The organism is Pseudomonas sp. NFPP07, assembly GCF_900115645.1.
Lineage (GTDB): Bacteria > Pseudomonadota > Gammaproteobacteria > Pseudomonadales > Pseudomonadaceae > Aquipseudomonas > Aquipseudomonas chlororaphis.
In genome coordinates, this window is the sequence record NZ_FOXG01000005.1 from 393350 (window position 1) to 417850 (window position 24501).

At 63.1% G+C, this 24501-nt stretch carries 24 protein-coding genes; 18 read left to right on the forward strand and 6 right to left on the reverse strand.

Annotated elements, in window-relative coordinates:
- The first annotated feature begins 698 nt into the window (after positions 1-698).
- Positions 699-1481, forward strand: coding sequence for a substrate-binding periplasmic protein (locus tag BM019_RS15305; protein ID WP_092418777.1), 783 nt, complete (start codon positions 699-701; stop codon positions 1479-1481).
- A 63-nt stretch (positions 1482-1544) separates the two neighbouring features.
- Here BM019_RS15305 and BM019_RS15310 read toward each other — a convergent pair whose 3' ends face one another.
- Positions 1545-2630, reverse strand: coding sequence for a hypothetical protein (locus BM019_RS15310; RefSeq protein ID WP_092418778.1), 1086 nt, complete (start codon positions 2628-2630; stop codon positions 1545-1547).
- A 295-nt stretch (positions 2631-2925) separates the two neighbouring features.
- Here BM019_RS15310 and BM019_RS15315 point away from each other — a divergent pair, with 295 nt between their 5' ends.
- The 12 genes from BM019_RS15315 to BM019_RS15370 all read left to right on the forward strand — a co-directional run bounded on the left by BM019_RS15315 (position 2926) and on the right by BM019_RS15370 (position 15530).
- Positions 2926-3849 (forward strand): ABC transporter ATP-binding protein, encoded by a 924-nt coding sequence (locus tag BM019_RS15315; RefSeq protein ID WP_007925682.1) that lies wholly within the window; start codon positions 2926-2928, stop codon positions 3847-3849.
- The gene (locus BM019_RS15320) at positions 3846-4580 is read left to right on the forward strand and encodes an ABC transporter permease subunit (protein ID WP_009043839.1); all 735 of its coding nucleotides are present in this window, start codon (positions 3846-3848) and stop codon (positions 4578-4580) included. The genes BM019_RS15315 and BM019_RS15320 overlap by 4 nt, the downstream gene beginning before the upstream one ends.
- Positions 4581-4590: 10 nt before the next feature.
- Positions 4591-6477 carry a GldG family protein gene (locus tag BM019_RS15325; protein ID WP_092418779.1) on the forward strand — a complete coding sequence of 629 codons (1887 nt, stop codon included), beginning with the start codon at positions 4591-4593 and terminating at the stop codon, positions 6475-6477.
- Between the two features lie 99 nt (positions 6478-6576).
- Entirely contained in the window at positions 6577-7101 is a 525-nt protein-coding gene (locus BM019_RS15330) for a cupin domain-containing protein (protein ID WP_092418780.1), read from the forward strand.
- Between the two features lie 151 nt (positions 7102-7252).
- Positions 7253-7687, forward strand: coding sequence for a nuclear transport factor 2 family protein (locus tag BM019_RS15335; RefSeq protein ID WP_009043842.1), 435 nt, complete (start codon positions 7253-7255; stop codon positions 7685-7687).
- Between the two features lie 305 nt (positions 7688-7992).
- Positions 7993-8661: a GntR family transcriptional regulator gene (locus BM019_RS15340; RefSeq protein ID WP_092418781.1), complete on the forward strand. Its 669-nt coding sequence runs from the start codon at positions 7993-7995 to the stop codon at positions 8659-8661.
- Positions 8662-8741: 80 nt separating this feature from the next.
- Complete coding sequence (locus tag BM019_RS15345) at positions 8742-9551, forward strand: ABC transporter substrate-binding protein (RefSeq protein WP_092418782.1); 810 nt, start codon at positions 8742-8744, stop codon at positions 9549-9551.
- An 11-nt stretch (positions 9552-9562) separates the two neighbouring features.
- Positions 9563-10330, forward strand: coding sequence for an amino acid ABC transporter permease (locus BM019_RS15350; RefSeq protein ID WP_085530872.1), 768 nt, complete (start codon positions 9563-9565; stop codon positions 10328-10330).
- Positions 10331-10332: 2 nt separating this feature from the next.
- Entirely contained in the window at positions 10333-11112 is a 780-nt protein-coding gene (locus tag BM019_RS15355; RefSeq protein WP_062825873.1) for an amino acid ABC transporter ATP-binding protein, read from the forward strand.
- A gap of 33 nt (positions 11113-11145) precedes the next feature.
- Positions 11146-12756 carry a gamma-glutamyltransferase family protein gene (locus tag BM019_RS15360; protein ID WP_092418783.1) on the forward strand — a complete coding sequence of 537 codons (1611 nt, stop codon included), beginning with the start codon at positions 11146-11148 and terminating at the stop codon, positions 12754-12756.
- Positions 12757-12880: 124 nt separating this feature from the next.
- Positions 12881-13702: a polyphosphate kinase 2 gene (gene ppk2 / locus BM019_RS15365; RefSeq protein WP_092418784.1), complete on the forward strand. Its 822-nt coding sequence runs from the start codon at positions 12881-12883 to the stop codon at positions 13700-13702.
- 43 nt (positions 13703-13745) lie between these two features.
- Positions 13746-15530: a SulP family inorganic anion transporter gene (locus BM019_RS15370; protein ID WP_092418785.1), complete on the forward strand. Its 1785-nt coding sequence runs from the start codon at positions 13746-13748 to the stop codon at positions 15528-15530.
- An 81-nt stretch (positions 15531-15611) separates the two neighbouring features.
- Here the strand turns inward: BM019_RS15370 and BM019_RS15375 are convergent, their stop codons facing one another.
- A complete protein-coding gene (locus tag BM019_RS15375) occupies positions 15612-16271 on the reverse strand; it encodes an O-methyltransferase (RefSeq protein ID WP_092418786.1) in 660 nt (219 codons plus the stop codon).
- 129 nt (positions 16272-16400) lie between these two features.
- On the opposite strand from BM019_RS15375, the gene BM019_RS15380 reads away from it, so the two are divergent.
- On the forward strand, positions 16401-17039 hold the full coding sequence (locus tag BM019_RS15380) for a TetR/AcrR family transcriptional regulator (RefSeq protein WP_092418787.1): 639 nt from the start codon (positions 16401-16403) through the stop codon (positions 17037-17039).
- A gap of 58 nt (positions 17040-17097) precedes the next feature.
- Here BM019_RS15380 and BM019_RS15385 read toward each other — a convergent pair whose 3' ends face one another.
- The gene (locus BM019_RS15385) at positions 17098-18030 is read right to left on the reverse strand and encodes a universal stress protein (protein ID WP_085530866.1); all 933 of its coding nucleotides are present in this window, start codon (positions 18028-18030) and stop codon (positions 17098-17100) included.
- Positions 18031-18289: 259 nt separating this feature from the next.
- Between BM019_RS15385 and BM019_RS15390 the strand changes: the two genes are divergently transcribed.
- The 3 genes from BM019_RS15390 (at position 18290) to BM019_RS15405 (ending at position 20927) form a co-directional block, all read left to right on the forward strand.
- Positions 18290-19363 carry an NAD(P)-dependent alcohol dehydrogenase gene (locus BM019_RS15390; protein WP_092418788.1) on the forward strand — a complete coding sequence of 358 codons (1074 nt, stop codon included), beginning with the start codon at positions 18290-18292 and terminating at the stop codon, positions 19361-19363.
- Positions 19364-19690: 327 nt separating this feature from the next.
- Positions 19691-19903, forward strand: coding sequence for a hypothetical protein (locus BM019_RS15400; RefSeq protein WP_092418789.1), 213 nt, complete (start codon positions 19691-19693; stop codon positions 19901-19903).
- A 106-nt stretch (positions 19904-20009) separates the two neighbouring features.
- Positions 20010-20927 (forward strand): universal stress protein, encoded by a 918-nt coding sequence (locus BM019_RS15405; RefSeq protein WP_092418790.1) that lies wholly within the window; start codon positions 20010-20012, stop codon positions 20925-20927.
- Positions 20928-20987: 60 nt separating this feature from the next.
- Here the strand turns inward: BM019_RS15405 and BM019_RS15410 are convergent, their stop codons facing one another.
- Positions 20988-21551 (reverse strand): GNAT family N-acetyltransferase, encoded by a 564-nt coding sequence (locus BM019_RS15410; protein ID WP_009043857.1) that lies wholly within the window; start codon positions 21549-21551, stop codon positions 20988-20990.
- 222 nt (positions 21552-21773) lie between these two features.
- Between BM019_RS15410 and BM019_RS15415 the strand changes: the two genes are divergently transcribed.
- Entirely contained in the window at positions 21774-22670 is an 897-nt protein-coding gene (locus BM019_RS15415) for a universal stress protein (protein ID WP_085530863.1), read from the forward strand.
- 12 nt (positions 22671-22682) lie between these two features.
- On the opposite strand, the gene BM019_RS15420 is transcribed toward BM019_RS15415, so the two are convergent.
- On the reverse strand, positions 22683-23666 hold the full coding sequence (locus tag BM019_RS15420; protein WP_085530862.1) for a zinc-dependent alcohol dehydrogenase family protein: 984 nt from the start codon (positions 23664-23666) through the stop codon (positions 22683-22685).
- Positions 23667-23689: 23 nt separating this feature from the next.
- Complete coding sequence (gene fnr, locus BM019_RS15425; RefSeq protein WP_085530861.1) at positions 23690-24436, reverse strand: fumarate/nitrate reduction transcriptional regulator Fnr; 747 nt, start codon at positions 24434-24436, stop codon at positions 23690-23692.
- Positions 24437-24501 lie beyond the last annotated feature (65 nt).

The window sequence follows — 24501 nt, forward strand, 5'->3', positions numbered from 1 at the left end:
CGTTTTTGGTTCGGTCATTGAAGCGCGTCCATAAGGGAGGTCGGTGCGGTCGTCCATGCTTGATTGCAGTAAAGACCACGCAGGGTAAAAGTAAAGCCAGATCAGTATGTTAGCTTTTGTTTCAATTAGATGGCCTGAGTGATTCCCTGCGTCTATGAATGGATTCAGGTTAAGCGGAAAAATGTGAAACGAACATGAAAAAAAGGCCAACGGAGCGTTTATCTTTCACCTAGACAGCCAGTGTTCAGACTTCGCCACTAGTTGATCGGGAAAACCCCTGTTACAGCATCCCCAAGGTGTTCTTTTTCGCGGATAACATGGATGAAAGTCGCTTGACCGAGAGAGGTTTTTTGCCTTTGCAGATACCACTGTTTTTCAAGCCCCCCCTGAACCAAGGAGTATCCGTTTGCACGCCACCGATCCATGGACGCTCTATCTTGCTGCCTTGACACCTTCGGGGCTCGACCATGGCGACCGATACGACCTTTGATAGGGCCATGGCGTTCCCGTCGTATACTCCGTTGGGCTTGTAGCGGCGCTCGATCGTTTGCCTGAAGTCAAACAATGTGGAAAAAGCCGGCGCTATTGTCGGCGGAATCCGGGAGAAGGAAGGCGCTGGTAATAACATTGCTCTCATTCACCGCTGAATAACCACCGGCCATTCAATAACGAATAGAAGCCAACAAGAGGCTCGTTGTGTGATTGACAGAACACCCGCCAAAGGCGTTTTTCTTTTCAGCCTGTTGTTACTGCCGCTACTCCTGGGAACGACTCATGTGCTCGAGGCACACGAAGCCCTCGAGTTTCTGATCCCGGACGCGCCACCCCTGACCATGGTCAATCAGGGCGATCGTCACGGCATAGTCGGCGACATTGTTCTGCGGGCGTTGAAAAGCGGTGGATATGCCAGCGAACCCAGAACCCTGCCGTGGGCGCGGGCGCAGAAATACGCCATCGAAAATGACAACATCCTGATCGCGCCGCTCAGCCGCACGCCCGAGCGGGAAGATCGCTACACCTGGATTGCCCCGATCATGCCGATGGATCGGGCGTTTTTCAGCCTCGAGCATAAAGTGACGAGCTTCGAAGAAGCCCGGCAGCGTTTCAAGGCCATCGCCGTAGGGCTGGGCAGTGCCCAGGCAGAAATCCTGCGCAGCAAAGGCTTCGCCCCGGAGCAGATCTATGCGATCAAGATCGGCGAGAACCCCGCGCAATTGCTGTTGAAGGGCAGGGTGGATGCCTGGTTCAACGGGGTTCAGGAAAGCCGGTATATCTGGAAGCGCGTCTCCAGTCGGCCGCTGTTGATGAGCCCACCCATGGTGAGTCATGAGCTGTACCTCGCCTGTTCCAAAGTGTGCGACGCCAAGGTCGTGACTCATGTTGCGAAAGCCATAGAAACCATGCGCCGTGATGGTTATATCGAGAAAGTCAAAGACCGCTATCTAAATAACAACCCTTTAGCAAAGTCTGGCAATTTATAACTAGCCGTCTCAGGTTTACCGACCCTGGTAGTAATTAGAGTCTGTCCGGCGAGCAAGAAAATCTTATTCGGACAGCGCATCCTCGTTGAGCCGAATGACCTCATTGAGGCTTCTAAGGGTGTTGTTGAAGTTGTCCTTGGCATGGTTGAGCTTCTTGAATTGCTCCGCCAGCTCCCTGGTTTTTTGCTGCAATGCTTCTTCGCGTTTATCCAGTTCGCCCTGACGCGCTTCTTGTTGCGCCCGCACCGTGCTGTCGGATTGTCGATCCTCATCAAGTTGCCGTTGCAGTTGCTGTAACTGCTCTTCCTTCTGTTCGAGCGCGCGCTCTTTCTCCTGTAGTTGGGACTCTCTGGAGTTCAGGGTCTGCTGTTGCGCCTGGCTGTGCAGTTTCTGTTGCTTGAGCCGATTGGCGATGCTGGAAAACTCCATCAGGCTCGCCTCGACATCCTGCAGGAAGTGCTCGGGGTCGGTGCCCGGGAAAGGCCAGGCTTCATCCTGGGGTTCGGCAGCAGGCTGCTGTTCGTCCGGTATTGGCAGGGGGCCAGCATCGGAGTAGCGGATTTCGGCAGCGGGCGCGTCTGGCTGGGGGCTTTGCGTTACGCAGCTGCCCGTAGTCGCGGTGGATTCGTGGTGTTCTTGCTCGGCGCGGTCATCCCCCTGTTCGTCGAGCTGCGCCAGAGCGGCGTCGAGTTGCTGGTCATCGATGGCTGTGGGCAAATGCTCAGCCGCCGGGCCGAATTGAGCCGAATTCTGAAAGCTCAGCAGCTTGGCGATCCACTCTTTCTTGGTGCACAACAGGCGATGGTCCGCCGCTGCGGCGGGGGGCAACTGCTGTTTGTTCAGGTCCAGCAGATGGTAGGCCACATCGCTTTCACGGTGTTCGCCGGTGGCAGCCTCGCGCAGGATCTGGCTGAACACGCGAATTGCCAGCGGCCCGTCCTCGTCCGAGTCCAGGGCGCCCAGGCAGTAATTGCCTCCTTCGTTGAATAACAAGGCGATATAGACGCGCAGGTTATCGTCATCAAGGCTTTCGTTCAGGCTATAGGCGAGAAAGTTTCGACCTGCTTCTGGAACAGAAAAACTGCAGAGCAAAGCCGCTGTCAGCATTTGCTGCTCTTTGTTTTCGATGGAGATAGTGCGTAAGAGCATATGTCACCCAGTAAACTCAAGTAAAAAATATGAGCGCTAGGATACTAGGAAGTAATGTCAGTTGGCGTTAAGAGCAATACTCCGAATTTATAGGATAAATCTTATAATTCTATTGAATAGTCTTATTCATGTGGATTTACACCCTCATTAAAAATATCAGCGTGTATTGTATTGCGCCCATTCCGACACAACACAGCTGTTGATCCTGTTACAACTATTCAATCTCAACCCCCCTGCTGAATATGAATGGCTTTTAGCTGTTCACCTCAGACTTCTCTTGTTGAACCTGGAAGCCATGATCGAAATATCCAAACTAACCAAGTCTTTTTCCGGGCAGGTCGCGGTCGACGATTTGTCCTGTCATATCGGCCCGGGAGAAGTTCTGGGGATTCTTGGGCCAAACGGTGCAGGCAAATCCACCACGATGAAAATGCTCACCGGCTTTCTGGCGCCGACCTCCGGCACCGCGAGCATCCTGGGGTTCGACATCCGCACCCAGACCCGTCATGCCCAGCAGCAGATGGGCTACCTGCCGGAAGGCGCGCCCAGTTACAGCGACATGGCGGTACAGGGCTTTCTTGAGTTCATTGCCAGTGTTCGCGGCTATCGCGGCGCGCAGAAGCGCGAACGGGTGGACCGGGTGATCGACCTGCTGGAACTCGGCGACGTCCGCCGGCAGACCATCGAGACCCTGTCCAAAGGTTTCACCCGCCGGGTCGGCCTGGGCCAGGCGATCCTTCACGATCCGCGGGTGCTGATCCTCGACGAACCCACCGACGGCCTCGACCCTAACCAGAAGCAACTGGTTCGCCAACTGATCCAGGACTTGGGTCAGGACAAGATCGTGATCATCTCGACCCACATCCTCGAAGAGGTGTCGGCCGTCTGCAACCGCGCCCTGATCATCAGCAATGGCCGCTTGCTGGCCGACAGCACGCCGTACGAGCTGGAGCGCAGTTCGCGCTATCGCCAGGCGGTGACCTTGCAGGCCGACGAACCGCTGGACCTGCTGGCCCTGGTGGTCTTGCCGGGAGTGGCGGGCGTCGAGGAGAACCCGGCCGAGGGCAGCCTGACGCTGCTGGCTCGGCCCGGCGAGGTGATTTTCCCTCAGGTCAACGCGCTGGTGACCGCGCGTGGCTGGAAGATGAAGCGCCTGGAACTGGAGCAGGGTCGTCTTGACGAGGTCTTCCAGACCCTGACCCGGGGAGAGTCGGCATGAGACAGTTACCGGTGATTTTCAAGCGCGAGCTGGGCAGTTATTTCGCCACGCCGCTGGCTTTCGTGTTCATCGAGATCTTCCTGGTGCTCTCGGGTGTCTTCACCTTCTACCTGGGCAATTTCTACGAGCGCAACCAGGCGGACCTGGCGCCGTTCTTCGACGTCCATCCCTGGCTCTATCTGTTCCTGTTGCCAGCCTTGGCCATGCGCCTGTGGTCGGAGGAGCGCAAGTCCGGCAGCATCGAATTGCTGATGACCCTGCCGGTGAGCTGTTTCGAAGCGGTGGTCGGCAAGTTCCTCGCCGCCTGGGTGGTCGCCGGCATCACCCTGCTGTTGACCCTGCCCATGGTGCTCACCGTGAACTACCTGGGGAACCCGGACAACGGCGTGATACTGACCGGCTATCTGGGCAGTTGGCTGCTCGCCGGCACCTACCTGGCGATCGGCTCCTGCATGTCGGCCATGGCCAAGAGCCAGGTGATCGCCCTGATCCTCGCCTTCATGGTGTGTTTCCTGTTCGTTGCCTGCGGTTTCTCCCTGGTGCTGGATGCACTCAACCCGTGGGCGCCGCAATGGCTGTTGGATTTGCTGGCCTCGCTGAGCCTGCTGACGCATTTCGGCGCGATCAGCAAAGGACTGATCGACCTGCGCGATCCGCTGTATTTCCTTAGCGTGATCGTCGCCTGGCTGATGGCCACGGTGGTGACGGTCAACCTGAAGAAAGCCGAGTGAGGACGATTCGATGAAACGCATGCTGTATTCCACTTCCGGCCTGTTGCTGATTGCCCTGCTGTTCCTGGCCTTCAACCTGGTGACAGGGCTGCTGCTCACCGGTGTCCGGCTCGACCTGACCCAGAACAAGCTCTATTCCATCAGCGCTGGCACCCGGCAGATTCTCGCGGAGCTGAAACAACCGCTCGACCTGTATTTCTACTTTTCCGACAGCGGCTCGAAGGAACTGGTGCCGATGCGTGGCTATGCCCAGCGGGTCCAGGAGCTGCTCAAGGTTTATGAGCGCGAGGCCGACGGCAAGATTCGCCTGCACGTCATCGACCCGCTGCCGTTTTCCGCGGAGGAGGACAAGGCCGCCGAGTTCGGCCTGCAGGCCGTGCCGCTGGGACGGGGCGGGGCGCCGGTGTATTTTGGCCTGGCCGGTACCGACGAGCAGAACAACGTCCAGGCGATCGAGTTTTTCGCGCCGGACCAGGAAGAGTTTCTCGAGTACGACATCAGCCGCTTGCTGCAGACCCTGGCCAACCCCAAGCGCCCGACCCTGGGCCTGTTGAGCAGCCTACCGGCCAACGGTGGCTTCGATATCCGCACGCAGAGCAAGACCGAGCCGTGGATGCTGCTCCAGGAGCTGCGTCGGGAGTTCGATCTGCAACAGCTCAAGCCCGATACCCAGGACATCCCGAAAGACGTCGACATCCTGATGTTGCTGCACCCGAAAAAACTCTCGCAGCCGACCCTGTACGCCATCGACCAGTTCGTGTTGCGCGGCGGCAAGCTGGTGGCCTTCGTCGATCCCTACAGCGAACAGGACTCCGGCGAGGAGTACTTCGGCATCCAGAGCAAGGACAAGTCCTCCAATCTCGAGCCATTGTTCAAGGCCTGGGGCATTCATATGCAGCCGGGCAAAGTCCTGGGGGACAACCTCTACGCCTTGCTGGAGACTTCCGAGGAGGACGGGCGTCCGCTGCCACGGCCGTTCACCCTGGGTGTGCCGCAGGCTGCCTTGAGTCAGCAGGACCCGAGTACCGCCGGGCTGGAGTTCATTGCCCTGACCACCGCCGGCATCCTCGAACCGGTCGCCGGCGCCAGCACGCGCTTTACCCCGCTGATGTACAGCTCCGACTCGGCCAAGGCCTTCGAGGCGGACCGTTTCGACAAGCCAGCCGACCGCAAACAGATGTTGCGCGACCAGGAACAGCCCAGCCAGCGTTACGTGATCGCCGCCCGGGTGCAAGGCCCGGTACGCACGGCCTTTGCCGACGGCATCGAGGGTCGCAAGGACGGCCTCAAGGAGGCGCAGCAGGTCAACCTGGTGGTGGTGGCTGATACGGACCTGTTGAGCGACCGGATGTGGCTGGAAATGCAGGACGTCAACGGGCGCCCGGCAGCGCGGCCATGGGCCGACAACGCCTCCTTCGTGCTCAATACCCTGGACAACCTCGCCGGTTCGGACGCCCTGAACAGCCTGCGCTCGCGCGGCCCCTACAGTCGTCCGTTCGTGGTGGTGGAGCAATTGCGCCGCGAGGCCGAAGCCAGCTTCCGCGCCAAGCGCTTCGCCCTCGAGGAAAGTCTCGAGGAAACCGAAGGCAAGCTGCAGCAGTTGCAGGGCTCGCCGGACAAGGGCGAGACCCTCAGCGCCGAACAGCAGGCGACGGTGCGCCAGTTCCTGCAGGAGAAAACCCGCATTCGCAAGGAACTGCGCGAGGTGCAGTACCAGCTGAACGCCAATATCGATGAACTGGGCAGGACCTTGAAGATGCTCAACATCGCCGCGGTTCCGCTGCTGTTGAGCCTTGGCATGCTGCTGGTCTGGGCCGTGCGCTACCTGCGCCGGAGCAAGGACCTGTCGCGCAAGTCTGCGCCGCTCGGCAAGGTAGCCGGCTCGCGGCGAGCGTAAGTGACCAGGGCCCGACCTGCCATTCATGTGGCAGGTCGGGCCAGCGCCAGGGCGAGGCGCTGCTACGCTGGGAGCAACTCCCTGGCCTGTGACCCCGACATGACTGACCCGCTCCCGCCCACGCCTGCTTGCAGCGCCCGACAACTGCTGACCGCCCTCAACCTGGAACCGCACACGGAAGGCGGTTACTACCGCCGGACCTTCCAGACGGACCAGAGGCCGATGCTCGCCAGCGCGGGCGGACAGCGGTACTTGATGACCTCCATCTATTACCTGCTGACCGGGGATTCGCCCATCGGCCATTTCCATCTGAACCAGTCCGACATCCTGCATTACTTCCACCTCGGCGATGCCCTCGAATACTGCCTGGTGTTCCCGGATGGCCGCCTGGAAACCCGGGTGATGGGCAGCGATGTGCTGGCCGGTCAGTGCTTGCAGCTTCATGTCCCCGGCGGTGTATGGAAGGCCTCGCGGCTGCTGCCCGGCGCGGCGGGCTACGGCCTGATCAGCGAAGCGGTGTGCCCCGGGTTCGACTACGCGGACATGCAGCTGGGCTGCAAGCGCCAGCTCAGCGAACGCTTCCCGCGGCACGCCGAATTGTTCGAGCGGCTCTGCCAGCCCTGAAGAAAGCCACCACGCCGATTGCTCATTGCGATCAATCAAGTGTCACTTGCGATCATTGTTGCGCGCGGCGCCCGGCGCTTATGGTGGTTCGGTCAATCGCCGTCGAACGACAGATCCCCGGTCCACCCCTTGCAAGCGACAGGAGAACACCATGTCTGATCTGAAACTGCATCCCCAGGCCGCCGCCTCCCTGCAACGCTGGCACGCCATGCTGGCCCAGGGTGACCTGGGCGCCTTGCCTGAACTGCTGGATTCGAAAGTGGTATTCCGTTCGCCCATGGCCCATACGCCTTATCCGGGCGCGCCGGTGGTCTCGACCATCCTCAATACCGTGTTCAAGGTGTTCAGCGACTTCGCCTATCACCGTCAACTGGTCACCGCCGATGGTCTGAGCGTGGTGCTGGAATTCAGCGCGCGGGTTGGCGAGCGGCAGATCAAGGGCATCGACCTGATCCGCTTCGACGAAGCCGGCAAGATCGTCGAGTTCGAGGTGATGGTCCGTCCCATGAGCGGCCTGCAGGCCCTTGGCGAAGAAATGGCACGCCGCCTGGCGCCCTATCTGGCGGCGAGCAAGGCGTCTGGCTGAGCGGCGGCGAGAGCAGGGCGGCCAGCCATTGGCCAGGAAAACGGGCGCCGTGACAGGCGCCCGTTTTTTATGCGGGGCAGCGGAAATGGTCAACTGTTACCGCCAGCACATGTTCTGCGCGCCATGAGCCCCGTCCTGGGGCGTTTTCACTCGCTGTCGTGATCAACCATTTGCTTCGCCAGTCTTCCCGATTAATCAAAAACCAAGCGAATCAAACACCTGCAAAACGCGGCGGGCCCCTGGCACGCAATGTGCTGTTTTGGCTATATGGATAATTGGATACAAAAATACAAAAGGTGCCGCCGATGAAATTTGCCCCAGCCTATACCGAGCGCCAGCCCGTGACCGCGGAGGAGGAGGCCTACAACTTTCTGTTGGAAGCGATCTGCAAAGGGCGCTTTAGCACCGGGGAACGATTGATCGCCGAGGACATCGCCAGCGAAATCAACATGAGCCGCATGCCGGTACGCGAAGCCTTCCGGCGCCTGGATGCCGATGGCCTGGTGACCCTGCGACCGAATCGCGGGGCCATCGTGCGTGGCCTGAACATCGACGAAATGCGCGAGGTCTTCGAAATGCGCAGTGCCCTCGAGGGCCTGGCGATCCGGGTGGCGGTGGGCAAGATCACCGAGCGTCACTTCAGCCATCTGGAGCGCCTGCTCGATGAGATGGACGACTACCGCGAAGACGGCGCCGAGTGGGTCAGCCGCCATCGCGCTTTCCATGAATACCTGTGCAGCCTGAGCGAACGCCCGCGGCTGATGCGGCAGATCTCGGCGCTGTATTCGGTGATCGAGCCGCACATGCGTCTGTGGCTGCAGCACGCCGACAAGCCCCGCAGCGCCCGTGACGAACATGCCTCGATCATTGCCGCGCTGCGTTCCGGCGATCCGGACAAGGCGGCGCAGGTGGTGTGCGAGCACATCGAAGGCACCATCCCGCGGCTGATCCAGTTCCTGGAGGCCCATCAGTAACCACGCACTGTTCGCCGGGCGCTTCACGCTTGAGGTGAACGCCATCCCCCCTTGCTACCCGACATGACTGGAGTAATGCCATGCACAAGCCTTGCGCGTCAGCTGCCATTTTTACCTTGAGTCTGTGTTGTTCCCTGTGGGCGCAGGCCGCCCCCGAGTTGCCGGAACGCCTGAGCAAGAGCGAGAAAATCGTCTACTGCTCCGGCATGGATTCGCCGCCGCTGGTGTCCTTCGACACGCAGCAGAAACCGGTGGGGTTGCAGGTGGACATAGGCGAGGCGATTGCCCAGCGCCTGGGCGGCAAGCAAGTCGAATGGCGCATCTCGCCGTTCGCCGGGCTGATCCCGGCGCTGTTGGCCCAGCAATGCGACATGATCGTCGACCAGCTGTTCGACAAACCCGAGCGCCGGGAAGTGATCGACATCGTCAATTTCATGTACTCCAGCCAGTCGATCGTGGTGCCCAAGGGTAACCCGAAGGCGGTGAACAGCCTGGAGGACCTGTCCGGGCTCAAGGTGGCGGTGAGCAACGGTTCGACCATCCGCATCCTGCTCGGCGTCGAGAACGACAAGCTGCTGGCGGCCGGCAAGCCACCGATGAAACTGGTGGTGTACAACGTCGACGCCGATGCCTTCCAGGCGCTGCGCATCAACCAGGTAGACGCCTTCGGCACCACGGTGGAGTCCGCCGGGCACTATCAGCAACTGGCCCCGGACCTGTTCCAGTCAGCGGTGCCGGCGTTCAATCGGATCCTCACCGGCTTCGGCGTGCGCAAGCAGGACCCACAACTGAGCGCGGCGCTGAGCCAGGTTTTGCAGGACATGCGCACCGACGGCAGCTACGCCGTGCTGTTGGATAAATGGCATGTCGGCAGCGACAAACTGGACTGAGGGCGAGTTCGATGAATTTCAATTGGGACGTGTTCTGGCAGTACCTGTTGCTGCCCAGCGATGTCTACCTGACGGGGCTCGGGCTGACCTGCCTGATCAGCGTATCGGCCATGCTCCTGGGCTGTGTACTGGGGTTGCTGGCGGCGCTGATGAAGCTGTCGCGCAACCCGCTGTTGCAGTACCCGGTGCGCTTCTATGTGTGGCTGATGCGCGGCACGCCGCTGCTGGTGCAGATCGTGTTCCTGTATACCGCGCTGGCGGCCGGGGGGATTTTCCGTTTCGAGGACCTGGACCTGGGCTGGTTGGTGGTGCCGGGCAATATCCAGGCGGCGATCATCGCCCTGGGCCTCAACGAAGGCGCGTACATGGCCGAGATCATCCGCGCCGGCATCGGTGCGGTCGATAAAGGACAGTACGAAGCCGGGCGCTCCCTGGGCATGACCTTCCCCAAACTGATGCGGCGCATCGTGCTGCCCCAGGCGTTTCGGGTGATCGTCCCACCGCTGGGCAACGAGTTCAACGTGATGCTGAAGAACACCACGCTGGTCAGCGTCATCGGCGTGCAGGAGTTGCTGCTCAGCACGCAGATGGTCACTTCGGCGACCTTCCGGGTGTTCGAGCTGTACCTGGTGGTCGCCATCTACTTCCTGGCGTTGACCACGCTCTGGGGCTTTTTCCAGCGCTGGCTGGAGAACCGCTTCGGCCAGTCCGACCGCCCGGCGCCGGCGGCCAGCCGCCTGTTCGGGCGTCACACCCTGAAACTGCTGAGGGGGCGTTGAACATGCCGCACATGAATGAAGAACTGGTCATCGAAGCCCTGGATATTCACAAGTCCTTCGGCGACCTGGAGATCCTCAAGGGCATCTCCCTGCAGGTCCGGCGCGGCGAAGTGGTGGTGCTGATCGGCGCCTCCGGCTCGGGCAAGACCACCTTTATCCGCTGCATCAATCTGCTGGAGGACATCCAGGCCGGGCAGATCCGCGTCGCCGGCCAGCCCATGGGCTACCGCACACGGGCCGACGGCAGCCTGGTGCGCGATTCGGAACGCAACATCGCCCGTCAGCGCCGGGACATCGGCATGGTGTTCCAGCGCTTCAACCTGTTCCCGCACATGACCGCCCTGGAAAACATCATCGAAGCGCCAATCCACGTCCTGGGCGTGTCGCGCGCCGCGGCCGAGGAACAGGCGCGGGCGCTGCTCAAGCGCGTGGGGCTGGCGGAGAAGGCGGGGCACTATCCTTCAATGTTGTCCGGCGGCCAGCAACAGCGGGTAGCCATCGCCCGGGCGCTGGCGATGAAGCCCCAGGCGATGCTGTTCGACGAACCCACCAGCGCCCTCGACCCGGAGACGGTGGGCGAAGTGCTGCAAGTGATGAAGGAGCTGGCGGAGGAGGGCATGACCATGGTGGTGGTCACCCATGAGATGGGTTTTGCCCGCGAGGTCGCCGACCGGGTGGTGGTGCTCGATCAAGGTGAACTGATCGAGCAGGGGCCGCCCGAGCAGATTTTCAGCCAGCCACGCCATGCCCGTACCCGGGCCTTTCTCAGCCGGGTGTTGTGAACCCGAACCCTCAATATGTGTGTGAGACCTGCCATGTTCGAATTTTCTGCCCACGAGTATCCCTACGCCTCCCAGCGGCAAAGCGTGTTCGCCAAGCGCGGCATGGTCGCCGCGTCCCAGCCCTTGGCCGCCGAGGCCGGCATTGAAATCATGCGTCGCGGTGGCAACGCCATCGATGCCGCGATCGCCACGGCGGCGGCCTTGACCGTGGTCGAGCCCACGGGATGCGGCATCGGTGGCGACGCCTTTGCCCTGGTCTGGACCCAGGACAAACTGCACGGCCTCAACGCCAACGGCGTGGCGCCCCAGGCCCTGAGCATCGAGGCGGTGAAAGCCGCTGGCCATGAACAGATGCCCTTGCACGGCTGGACGCCCGTGACGGTTCCCGGTTGCCCCTCGGCCTGGGCCGAGCTTTCCAGGCGTTTCGGCCGCCTGCCATTCGCCGACCTGTTGCAACCCGCCATCAGCCTGGCGCGCGACGGTTTCCCGGTGTCGCCGGTGGTTGCCCTGCAATGGCAAAGCGCGCTGGAGAACTTCACCCCGAGCCGCAACACCGTGCTCGACAGTTGGTTCGACACCTACCTGATCGACGGCCGAGCACCGCGGGCCGGGGAAATGTTTCGCAATCCGGCGCAAGCCCGGACCCTGGCGGAACTGGCCGCCACCGGCTGCGAGAGCTTCTATCGAGGGGCCCTGGCGCAACGCCTGGACCAGCATTCGCGGGCCACCGGCGGTTATCTGCGTGCCAGCGACCTCAAGGATTACCGCGCCCAGTGGGTCGAGCCGATCAAGGTCAACTATCGCGGCGTGGACGTCTGGGAGATTCCGCCGAGCGGCCAGGGGCTGGTGGTATTGATGACCCTGAAGATTCTCGAAGGCTTCGACTTCGATCATCGCGACAGCCAGCAGACCTGGCACCGCCAGCTCGAGGCGATGAAGCTGGCCTACAGCGACGGCCTGCACTACATCACCGACCCCGCGCATATGCGGGTCGCGGTGGAGGACCTGCTCAGCGACCGTTATGCGGCCCAGCGCCGGGCGCAGATCGGCGAACAGGCGCAGGCCCCGCAGCCGGGCGACCCGCACGCCAGCGGCACGGTCTACCTGGCCAGCGCCGATGCCGAGGGCAACATGGTGTCGTTCATCCAGAGCAACTACCACGGCTTTGGCTCGGGCGTGGTGCTGCCCGACAGCGGCATCGCCCTGCAGAACCGTGGCGAAGAATTCAGCCTCGACCCCGCCCATGCCAACTGCCTGGCGCCCGGCAAGAAGACCTTCCACACCATCATCCCGGGGTTCCTCAGCAAGGGCGGTGTGCCCATGGGGCCGTTTGGCGTGATGGGCGGCTACATGCAGCCCCAGGGGCATGTGCAGATGGTCATGAACCTGGTGGATTTCGGCCTCAACCCACAGGCGGCCCTGGATGCGCCGCGCTGGCAATGGCTGGGCGGGCTGCAAGTGGGGATCGAACAGAACGCCTCGCGGGATATGACCGCCGCCCTGGCGCGTCGCGGGCACGAGGTCCAGGTGGCCTGCGACCTGACCAGCTACGGGCGCGGGCAGATCATTCTGCGCGACCCGCAAACCGGCGTGCTGTGCGGCGGCACCGAACCGCGCACGGATGCGCATATCGCGGTGTTTTGAGCCACGGGGGGCGGGCGCGGGCGTTTGTCCTCGCCGCGTTCCCGGCCGGCCCGGGCCGTCCTGTGGAGGCCGGATCCTCGACTAGACTCACGCGATCGATGGAAGCGAGCATGAGGTTCCGGTCATGGCAAAAAACAAAAAGGGCGCCGCCAAGGGCGCTCCCGCTGAACCTGCGAAACTGAACAAAAAAGACTACGAGGACCAGTTGCGCCGCTTGCATGTGGAGCTGGTCAAGCTGCAGGAGTGGGTGCGCGAAAAAGGCATCAAGATCTGCATCGTCTTCGAGGGACGCGACGGCGCCGGCAAGGGCGGGACCATCAAGGCCCTGACCGAACGCCTGAGCCCGCGGGTGTTCCGGGTCGTGGCGCTGCCGGCACCGACCGACCGCGAAAAAAGCCAGATGTACCTGCAGCGCTACCTGCCGCACCTGCCGGCGGCGGGCGAAGTGGTGATCTTCGACCGCAGCTGGTACAACCGCGCGGGCGTCGAGCGGGTGATGGGGTTCTGCAGCGAAGAGCAGGCGGTCGCCTTCCTCAAGGCGGTGCCGCTGGTGGAGCGGGCGATCGTCGATTCGGGCGTGATCCTGCTCAAGTACTGGCTGGAAGTCAGCCCGGAAGAACAGACCCGCCGCCTCGAAGCGCGGATCAAGGACGGGCGCAAAATCTGGAAGCTGACGCCGATGGACGTCAAGTCATACAGCCGCTGGTATGACTATTCCCGTGCCCGCGACGCGATGTTCAAGGCCACCGACACCGAACATGGGCCCTGGCTGGTGGCCGACTCCAACGACAAGCGTCGCGCGCGTCTCAATATCATCAGCGACCTGCTCAGCCGCATTCCCTACAAGGAAGTACCACGGGAGAAAGTGGTGTTGCCCAAGCGCCAGAAACCGGGCGGCTATCGGGAATCGGACCATCCGCTGCGACGGGTTCCGCAGCAGTTCTGAGCGCCAGGCATCAGCCCATCTACCCGCCAAGGACCAGCGTCCGATGAAGCATTCGGGGTCTTCTCCGCCCGTCCCGGAACCTGGCCGGATTGCCCGCCGGGACGCCGGCGACGAACAGCATCGCTGGAGCCGCTGGCTGCCGGGGCTGCGCATGCTGCGCGAATACCGCGTGGCCTGGTTGCGTCACGACTTCGTGGCCGGGCTGGTGCTGACCACGGTGCTGGTGCCTGTCGGCATCGCCTACGCGGTGGCGTCGGGACTGCCCGGCATCTATGGCCTCTACGCGACCATCGTGCCGTTGCTCGCCTATGCGCTGTTCGGCCCCAGCCGGATCCTGGTACTGGGGCCGGATTCCTCGCTGGCCGCGGTGATCCTCGCCGTGGTCCTGCCACTGTCCGGCGGTGACCCGCAGCGCGCGGTCGCCCTGGCGGGGATGATGGCGATCGTGGCCGGGGCGGTGTGCATCCTGGCCGGCATCGCGCGCCTGGGGTTTGTTACCGAGCTGCTTTCCAAGCCGATCCGCTACGGCTACATGAACGGTATCGCGCTGACGGTCTTGATCAGCCAGCTGCCGAAGTTTTTCGGTTTCTCGGTCGAGGCCAACGGGCCGCTGAGCAACCTGTGGGCCATCGCCACAGCGGTGCTGGAGGGCAAGACCAACTGGACCGCCTTCATGGTCGGCGCGGCGACCCTGGCGGTGATCCTGCTGTTCAGAAAACACAAGCGGGTGCCGGGCATTCTGATCGCCGTCACCGCAGCGACGGTTGCTGTCGCGGTGCTGGACCTTGCGGCAACAGCCGGTGTGTCGGTCCTGGGCTCGCTGCCACAAGGCCTGCCGGAGTTCGCCATCCCCTGGATCACTCGCGCCGATATCGGCCCGGTGCTGATCGGCGGCTGCGCGGTGGCCCTGGTTTCGTTCGCCGATACCAGCGTGCTGTCCCGTGTTTATGCGGCGCGGACCCGCACCTACGTCGACCCGAACCAGGAGATGGTCGGGCTTGGCATCGCCAACCTGGCCGCCGGATTTTTCCAGGGTTTTGCCATCAGCAGCAGCTCCTCGCGCACCCCCGTGGCAGAGGCCGCTGGCGCCAGGACCCAGGTGAGCGGAGTCATAGGCGCCCTGGCCGTGGCCTTGCTGCTAGTGCTGGCCCCAAACCTGCTGGAAGATCTGCCCACCAGCGCCCTGGCCGCGGTGGTGATCGCATCGGCCATCGGCCTGATCGAAGTCAGCGACCTGCGGCGGATTTATCGCATCCAGCAATGGGAGTTCTGGCTGTCCATCGTCTGCACCGTCGGCGTGGCCGTGCTGGGCGCGATCGAGGGCATCGGCCTGGCCATCGTGATTGCCGTCATCGAGTTCCTGTGGGATGGCTGGCGCCCTTACTCGGCAGTCCTGGGGCGGGCGGAAGGGGTCAAGGGTTATCACGACATCACGCGCTATCCCGACGCGCGCCTGATCCCCGGCGTGGTGCTGTTTCGCTGGGACGCCCCGTTGTTCTTCGCCAACGCCGAGCTGTTCCATGACCGGGTGCTGGACGCCGTGGCGGCCTCGCCAACGCCGGTGCGCTGGCTGGTGGTGGCGGCGGAACCGGTGACCAGCGTCGACGTGACGTCCGCCGACATGCTGGCGGAACTGGACGACACCCTGCACCAGGCTGGCATCAAGCTGTGCGTGGCCCAGATGAAAGACCCGGTCAAGGACAAGCTGAAGCGGTTCGGGCTGTTCGCGCGGTTTGGCGAAGCGGCGTTCTTCCCGACCATCGGCGATGCCGTCGACAGCTACCTCGCGCAGCATCCGCTGGAGGGGGAAGGGCGCGAGGATCGCTGAGCGGCAGTGGCGCGACTCAGTGGCAAAGTCGCGGGTGATCAGGTCCCGATCTTGACCGGGGACTCGCCTTCCAGGGGCGACTCAGGCGAAGCGCATCGACAGTTCCACGTCGCCACCGAAGGGCACGGACAGGTAGCCGCTGGCGGGCGAACGGACCCGGGCCAGGTAGTCCGGGCAGTAGTCCGTGTTGTCGGCGACGATCAGCGCGCCCGGCCGCAGGCGGCTTTCGACCAGGGCCAGGATATCGGCATACAGCGCCTTGGCGCCGTCGAGCAGCAGCAGGTCGATGGATTCGGGAAGGTCGACCGCCAGGGTCTTCAGCGCGTCGCCCTCGCGGATTTCCACCAGGTCGGCCAGGCCGCCTTCGAGCAGGTGCTGACGCGCCCGTTCCACCTTGGACGCCTCGAACTCGCTGCCGATCAGGCGGCCGCCGCCGTTGTCGCGGATGGCCGCCGCCAGGTGCAGGGTCGAGATGCCGAACGAGGTGCCGAACTCGACGATGTGCCGGGCCCGGGTGCTGCGCGCCAGCATGTACAGCAGCCCGCCGGTCTCGCGGGAAACGGGCAGCCAGAGGTCTTTCAGGCGGCCATAGAAATCCAGGTATTCGGTCTTGCTGTGCATCAGGCGCTCGCGTTCCTCGCGGGAGATGTCGGCGACGGCCGGGCTGGTCGCCGTGTCGGCCTGCTCGAACAGGCGATCGAGCAGGGGCGCGAGTGGGGAAGTGGTCAATGTGCTGGTCATGGGGGCATCCCGTCCGAAGTTGACGCCTTGCGGCGCGTGGCTAAAATGCGATCAATTCGTCGCATTCAGAGGATATGAGCAAGTGACCCCCTCCGCTATTCGCATTGGCTGCGGCCCTGTCGGGCCCTCATGAGCAACCGCCGGACCCAGCAGGTTTCCTCGCGCAAAGCGCCTAAACAGGCACGCTCGACGGAGCTGGTCGCGGCGATCCTGGAAGCCGCTACTCAGGTTTTGGCCAAGGAAGGCGCGCAGCGCTTCACCACTGTGCGGGTGGCCGAGAAGGCCGGCGTCAGCATCGGTTCGCTGTATCAGTATTTCCCGAACAAGGCGGCGATCCTGTTCCGCCTGCAAAGCGATGAGTGGCAACAGACCACAGAGATGCTGCGCAGCATCCTCGAAGAGGGTGGCAAAGCCCCGCTGGAGCGGCTGCGGGTGCTGGTCCGGGTGTTTATCCAGTCCGAGTGCGAGGAAGCCAGGATGCGTGTGGCGCTCAACGACGCCGCGCCGCTGTACCGCGACGCCCCCGAAGCACAGGCCGTGAAGGCGCAAGGAGAGCGGATCTTCCAGGTTTTCATGGAGGAGGCGCTGCCCGAGGCGCCGCAGGCAACCCGCGCCCTGGCCAGCGACTTGATCACCGCCACGCTCAGCAGCGTGGGCAAGGACTTTTCAGAAAGCCCGCGCACCGCCACAGAGATCAAGACCTACGCCGACGCGATGGCAGACATGTTCTGCGCCTACCTCACGCAACTGGCGCGCCGCGCTGACTGACCGGCAAAGCCGCGAGGTGGCCGGCCTGGCGCGCGGGCAAGCATCCTGAAAAGGGGCTTTATTCAGCCATCGGCACCTGGGGTGAAACCACCCATGCGCTGCAAGGCAGCTGGTACAGCAACTGCTCTGCCGTGCTGCCGATCAGGCGCCCCAAGCCGCCGCGATGGCCAACCCTACCCATGACAATCACGTCGATGTCATAGGCTGCGACGTAACTGGCAAGGACCTTGGCCGGGCTGCCCATGATCATGTGCTGGCGTTCCGGCGCAATGCCGTTGCGTTCGGCCAGTTCGTTGAAGGCCGCGGCCTGCGCGTCGAACAGGGTCTTGGCCTTGCTTGTCGAGAAAAACGTCGAACTCTGGTCGAAGTTGAATTCGTCCGCGCCGATGGAGGACAGGTCATGGGCATAGACCACGTCGAGCTCGGCGTTGCAGGCGCTGGCCAGTTTGCTCGCCTCATGCAGTATCCGGTCGTTGAAGTCCTGGTACTGATCATCGCGGTGGAACGGGTCGACCGCCGCGACGATCTTGCGCGGCAATGCATGCTGTAGGTGGCTGACAAAATGCAGGGGCACCGGGCACTCGCGCAGCAAGTGGATATCCAGGGGCGTGAAGAACACCCTCGACAGCCGCGATTGATGCTCCAGGGCCTTGATCAGCAGGGCCATGGGCTGTTCTTTGAGATGCGTCAGGATTTCCTGCAGCGGGCTTTCGACCCATATCACTTCAGTGGTGACGGTGACACCCAGTTTGCGCAGCGGGCGGGCCTGTTCTTCGAGCCACTGGCGATGGCGTTCGACATAACCCAGGCGCATCTGCTCCAGGGCCTGTTCGTTGACCAGGCTGGCCGTGGCCAGGCCTTCCAGGTAGTCGAAGGCGACGATGTGCAGGGCTGCGTCTTCGGCCCTGGCCAGGGCGGCGGCCCGATCGAAGGCGGGGCTGTTCTCCATCAGCGGCGAGGCGACCAGCATGAAACGTGATTGCTCGGACATGACAAATCTCCCGTGGGTAACAGGTAACGGCAACGACGCGTCTTCGCCGTGAAACCTTGCTCGGATCCTGCCTCTGGTCGGCGGTGCGCGCTTGATCTGTATCAACCCGTCCGGCAGTGGAGCGGGCCAGCTGACGTGTGGTCAGTCGCGAGGGGCCCATTGATGAATTATTGATCATGATCAAGCTCGGGCCCTTGCTCTCGGCGCAGCCTGAAAGTCTTGCTGGACTCAAGCGCGGGCTCAAGGTTGGAGGATCGTCATGGCCACCATGAAAGCGGCAATTTTCGTTGAAAAGAACCGGATCGTGCTCGATGAGAAGCCGATCCCCGAAGTGGGGCCACTGGATGCCCTGGTGCGTATTACCACGACGACGATCTGCGGCACCGATGTGCACATCCTGCGGGGCGAGTACCCGGTGGCCAAGGGCCTGACCATCGGTCATGAACCGGTGGGAATCATCGAGCGGCTGGGCTCGCAGGTGCGCGGTTTTGTCGAGGGGCAGCGGGTGATTGCCGGGGCCATCACGCCCAGCGGGCAAAGTTATGCCTGCTTGTGCGGTTGCGCTTCCCAGGACGGCCCGGACACCCGCCATGGCTTTCGCGCCATCGGCGGCTGGAAGTTCGGCAACAGCATCGATGGCTGCCAGGCCGAGTACGTGCTGGTGCCGGATGCCCTGGCCAATCTGTGCCCGATCCCCGACGGCCTCAGCGACGAACAGGTGCTGATGTGCCTCGATATCATGTCCACCGGGTTCTCCGGGGCCGAACGGGGCGAGGTCAGTATCGGCGATACCGTCGCGGTATTCGCCCTGGGGCCGATCGGCCTCTGCGCGATAGCCGGTGCGCGGCTCAAGGGTGCCAGCCAGATCATCGGCGTGGATGCCGTGGCGGAGCGCATGACGGTCGCCAAACGCCTGGGTGCCACCCATGTGGTCAACTTCAAGGACGGTAATGTGGTCGAGCAGATCATGGCGTTGACCGATGGCCGTGGCGTCGACGTGGCCATCGAAGCGCTGGGCACCCAGGGCACCTTTGAGTCCGCCTTGCGCGTGCTGCGGCCAGGCGGGCGGTTGTCCAGCCTCGGCGTTTATTCCAGCGACCTGCACATTCCCCTCGACGCCTTCGCCGCCGGGCTGGGCGACTACAGCATCGTCAGCACCCTGTGCCCCGGCGGCAAAGAACGCATGCGCCGCTTGATGGCGGTGGTGCAAAGCGGCGGGGTCGATCTGTCGCCGCTGGTGACCCACCGTTTCAAACTCGACGATATCGAAGCCGCCTATGAGTTGTTCGCTCACCAGCGGGACGGGGTCATGAAGGTGGCGATTACCCCGTGATGCCCGGCCGGGCGACGCGGGTGCTTGAGCGGAGGTGATCGATGATCATCGATATCACAGCGAAACCGACAGGCCATGGCTGGCTCGTGCACATGGATGCCCTGACAGTGGGCTTCAGCAGCCTGGAAGCCGCGACGGCTTTCGTCGGTCAACTCCGGGCGCGCATCGATGCGCCGCATCCCTGGCCGACCAGCCCTGGCCAGACGGAGGCCCCCCCTCGGACAGCCGGCGACCGATCCGCTCCGGCTACCAGGAAGGGGGCTTGCCCTGGCCTGCTGAAGTAACCCTCGTGGCCAGGGCGGCAAGGTTCGTCCACAGGGAGGCTCTATGAGCGCGACCCTTGGCCTGGAAGGCGCGGCGCCGGAATTGGCGATTGCCATTGGCGTGGTGATGGCGGGGCTGCTGACGTATCGACAAAAGTTGCATCACTTCGCCCGCAGTCAATTGAGCGAAGCGGAAATGCGCGACGGGCTGGTACTGCTGATCGCCGCACTGGTCGTGCTGCCGCTGGCGATGTGGGCCGGCATCTGGCTGTACTGAAGCCCGTCGCTTCGGGTAGCTGACAAAGATCAAGTCACCCGGCCCTGGAACGCTCAATCTGCAATTCCATTCCGTGTTCTGAGATGGCCGCGTGCCGAGGTGCCTTATGTCGCAGCCCCCGCGTTTACTGCTAATTGCCCCTCCCGCCATGACCCGCACACCGGCATTCGACCGCGCCGCGGCGTTGGCCCGGGCGATGCAGTTACCCCTGCATATCGTGGCCTTCGATTATCTGCAGGCGCTGGCGGTGGCCGGCCTGTTCGCGCCCGAGCAGATCGCCCAGGCCCGGGACGGGTATCTGCAAAACCATCGGCAATGGCTTGACGAGCAGGCTCGCTCGATGAGCGAACAGGGGATCGAGGTCACCCGCGAAGTGCTCTGGGTGCAGCATCCGTTCGAAGAAATCCTGCACTTCGTCAATGAAATGCCCCTGGCCCTGATCGTCAAGGATGCCGAAGAAGAGCCCGCCTTGAAGCGCGTGTTCTTCACCCCGCTGGATTGGCAGTTGCTACGGGACTGTCCGGTACCGGTGCACCTGGTGACCAATGCCCTCAACCCACGGCCACGCAACGTACTGGCCATTGTCGATGTGCTGCGCAGCGATGAGCAGGACAGGGTGTTCAACGACCAGATTATCGACGCCGCGGTAAAGCTCGCCGGGCAATGTGCCGCGGCACTCGAGCTGGTGCATGTGTATGACTGGGCCGCGGTGTATGCCCAGGACATGGGGGTTGGCGTGCTGCCGCTGAGCGTCGGGATCTACGAAGTGTTGGGCGAGGCGCAATTCGAGGCATTCGCGGCGCTGGCCGAACGCCATGGCGTGCCTCCAGAGCGTCGCCATTTCATCGAGGGTACGCCGCTGTCGTGTATCTGTGATTTTGCGACTGCCCACCGGACTGACGTCATTGTCATGGGAACCGTGCAGCACAAGGGACTGAAAAAACTCTTGGGCAGCACCGCCGAGCAGCTTTTGCACCGGGCACCGTGCAGCGTACTGGCGATAAAACCGGACAAGACGCTTTGAGTGAGGATTGTTGAATCGCCCGTGGCGGCCCGCTGGCCGGTACGCCACGGGGCGCTGGTTTTACAGGTGGAGGCGATGGATGACCTGGCGGCTGTCGTCGGGATCGTGACTCCGTTCGAAACCCAGGGCCTTGGCCAGGTCGCGCATGGGCGCATTGCTGGCGGCGTCGACCGAATACATCTGGCGAAAGCCGTTCTTGCGGGCAGCCTTGATCAGATGCTCCATCAACAAGGTTCCCAGGCCCAGGTGCGTCCATTCGTCGGCGACGGTTACCGCGCATTCGCATTCGTGCTCGCCCGTGGCGGCGTAGCGGCTGATACCGATCTCGATCAGTTGGCCGTTTTCGTGAGCGAGCGCGACGTACGCCATATGCTGCTTGCCGTCGGTGTGCATCAACTGATCGAGCAAGGCGCCACTGGGGTCGCTGATCTGGGCGAGGAACCGCATGTGCCTGGATTCGGGAGACAGGCGCCTGATAAAGGCGTACTCCCGCTCGCGGTCCTTTTCCGCCAGTGGCCGGATCAGCACATGGTGGCCGTCCTTCAGCGTTTCGATCCAGTGTTCTCCGGGGACCGCGGCGTAGACGGCGGCGGCCCGTTCGTTGTGGTTTTTGACAGTGAGCATGATGGGATTCTCCATACGGCCGAAAGGGGCCGCGCGGCAGGGCGCACGCGGTTCACTTCGTTTTACCCTGCTGCTGACAGGCGGATCTGATCTGGATCAGACACCGGCGACAGACGTCGCTCATCGAGTGGGATCTGATGTACATCAAGGCGCTTGCCGGCGGACAAGGCGCACTCTTGGCCTATGCCGGCCTGTTCGACCGGTGCCTGAGCGAGGTGTGTGATGGGGCATTACCAACGTTTGCTGCTGATCGCCGATCCAACGCTGCATCAGTCGCCAGCCTCGCTACGGGCTGTCGCGCTGGCCAAGGCCAGCGGGGCTGTGCTGCATGTACGCGGCTTTGCCGAGCCGGCGCCGGTGGTGCATCTGTGGGAAGAGAGAGTCGACGAGGCGGGCTATCAGCGTTATCTGCGTCGCCATCGCCGATGGGTGGCCGAAGAGACCCAGCGGCTCGGCGACCTGGGGCTGGAGGCGACGGTCGACGTGCTGTTCACCACCCATCCGCTGCTGGACATCCTGAAGACGGTCGAGGAGCTCGGTCCGGACCTGCTGATCAAGGACGTCAGCCTGGAACCGCTGCTCAAGCGGGTGTTCATCACGCCCCTGGATTGCCATCTGCTGCGTGAGTGCCCGATTCCCGTGCATCTGGTCAATCAGGCCCGTTACGGGTTGCCGCACCGGGTCGTGGCGGCGGTGGATCCATTCGATCCGCCAACCCAGATCAGCGGCCTGAACGACACCATCATCCAGACGGCCAACGCCCTGGCCCTGCAATGCGATGCGCCACTGCACCTGCTGTACGCCTATGACCTGTCGCCGGCCTTCAATGGCGATGCACCGCTGGTCAGCGGCGGCTGGGGCATGGACGTCGTCGAGGAGTTGCGTGAGTCCTTGCACCTGGCGTTTGTCAGCCTGGCGGAGCGCTACGCCATTGCGCCGGAACGCCGGCACTTCGTGTCGGGCCCGCCGGTGCCTGCGATCGGCGATTTCGTCGAGCAGTACCTGGCCGATGTGGTGGTGATGGGGACTGTGCATCGGGTGGGGATCGACCGCTTGATCGGCAGCACTACCGAGCGGGCGTTGTACTCGGTGCCGGGCAGTATTCTGGCGGTCAGGTGAACGGTTCGGGCGTCAGGGGGTGAGCACGATCGCCCCGTTGAACTGACCGGCCCGCAGGCGCTCCAGTGCCTGATTGGCATCGTCCAGGGCGAAGCAGGTGACGTCGCAGTGGACGGGGGTGTGCTGCAGTTCTGCGAAAAACGCGCTGCCGTCTTCACGGGTCAGGTTGGCTACCGAGCGCACGCTGCGTTCGCCCCAGAGCAGTCGATAAGGGAATGCCGGGATGTCGCTCATGTGGATGCCGGCGCAAATCACGCAGCCGCCCTTGACCGTGACGGCCAGCGCCGCCGGCACCAGCGGGCCGACGGGGGCGAAGATCAGGCTGGCATCGAGCAGGTGCGGCGGTGCTTGATCCGAGGGACCGGCCCAACGGGCCCCCAGTGACCGGGCATAGTCCTGGCCCGCGCGGTCATCGGGTCGGGTGAAGGCATACACCTGCTGCCCCCGGCCCAACGCCACCTGAATCGCCAGGTGCGCCGCCGCTCCGAAACCGTAGAGGCCCAGGTGGCGCGGGTTCCCGGCCATCCGCAGCGCCCGAAAACCGATCAGCCCGGCACATAGCAACGGCGCGGCCTGGGTGGCCGAGAGCGCTTCGGGAATCGGCAGGCAGAAACGGGCATCGGCGAGGGTGTAGTCGGCGTAGCCGCCGTCCAGGTGACAGCCGGTAAATTGCGCCTGGTCGCACAGGTTTTCCCGGCCCGTGCGGCAGAACGCGCATTCGCCGCATGTCCAGCCGAGCCACGGAACGCCCACTCGCTGGCCGATCCAGCCGGGCGCGACGTCGGCACCCACCGCGGTCACCTGGCCAACGATTTCATGGCCCGGCACCCGTGGCAGCAGCGCCTGGGGCAACTCGCCATCGACCAGGTGCAGGTCGGTGCGGCAGACGCCGCAGGCCAGGACCTTGATCAGCAGTTGCTGGGGGCCGGGTGTCGGGACCGGGCGTTGTTCCTGTCGCAGCGGCTCGCCGGGAATATGCAGGACCATGGCGCGCATGACGATTCTCCGGGCGTGCAGGGTCAGCGCAGAGCCGAGCGCTGGCAACCTGCGACCAATTGCTTGAGCCCCTCCAGGTTCAGGACCTTGACTTCCCGCCCGGAAATTTCCACCAGCCCCTGGTCCCGCAGGTGCGCGATGCCCCGGCAAATGGTTTCCAGCCTCAGCCCCAGGTAGGAGCCGATCTCCTCGCGGCGCATCTTCAGGATGAAGTCCCTGGACGAGTAGCCACGCAGGCTCAGGCGTTGCGACAGGTTCAGCAGGAAGGCCGCCAGGCGTTCGTCGGAGTTCATGTTGCCCATCAGCATCAACATGCTGTGATCGCGCACGATCTCTCGGCTCAGGAGTTTGTTCAGGCTGTGTTGCAAGGATGGCAAGTCCTGGGCGAGTTTCTCCAGTTGAGCAAAGTGGATGGGACAGACTTCGCTGTCCTCAAGGGCGAACGCACTGCAGGCGTGTTCGTCGGCACTGATGGCATCCAGACCAAGCATCTCGCCCGATATCTGAAAGCCGGTGACCTGTTCTCGACCGTCGATTGAAACCATGCTGGTCTTGAACGAGCCTATGCGGACCGCATACAGCGAGCGCAGGGGATCGCCTGTACGGTAGAGGGCCGCGCCTTTTTTAACCTTGAAGCGTTGCACGATCAGAGTGTCCAGACGCTCGATCTCCGGCCCGCTCAGGCCAAGCGGCAGGCACAGTTCCAGGACACTGCAGTTGGCGCATGCAGCCTTGAGATGAGGGTTGGGATACGTTCGGGCGTCTGGCATGCCATGGACCCCTTTCCAGGTGGGTGAAGCATAGTTCCTGTGCCTTGCCAGGGCGTGCCGCTCGG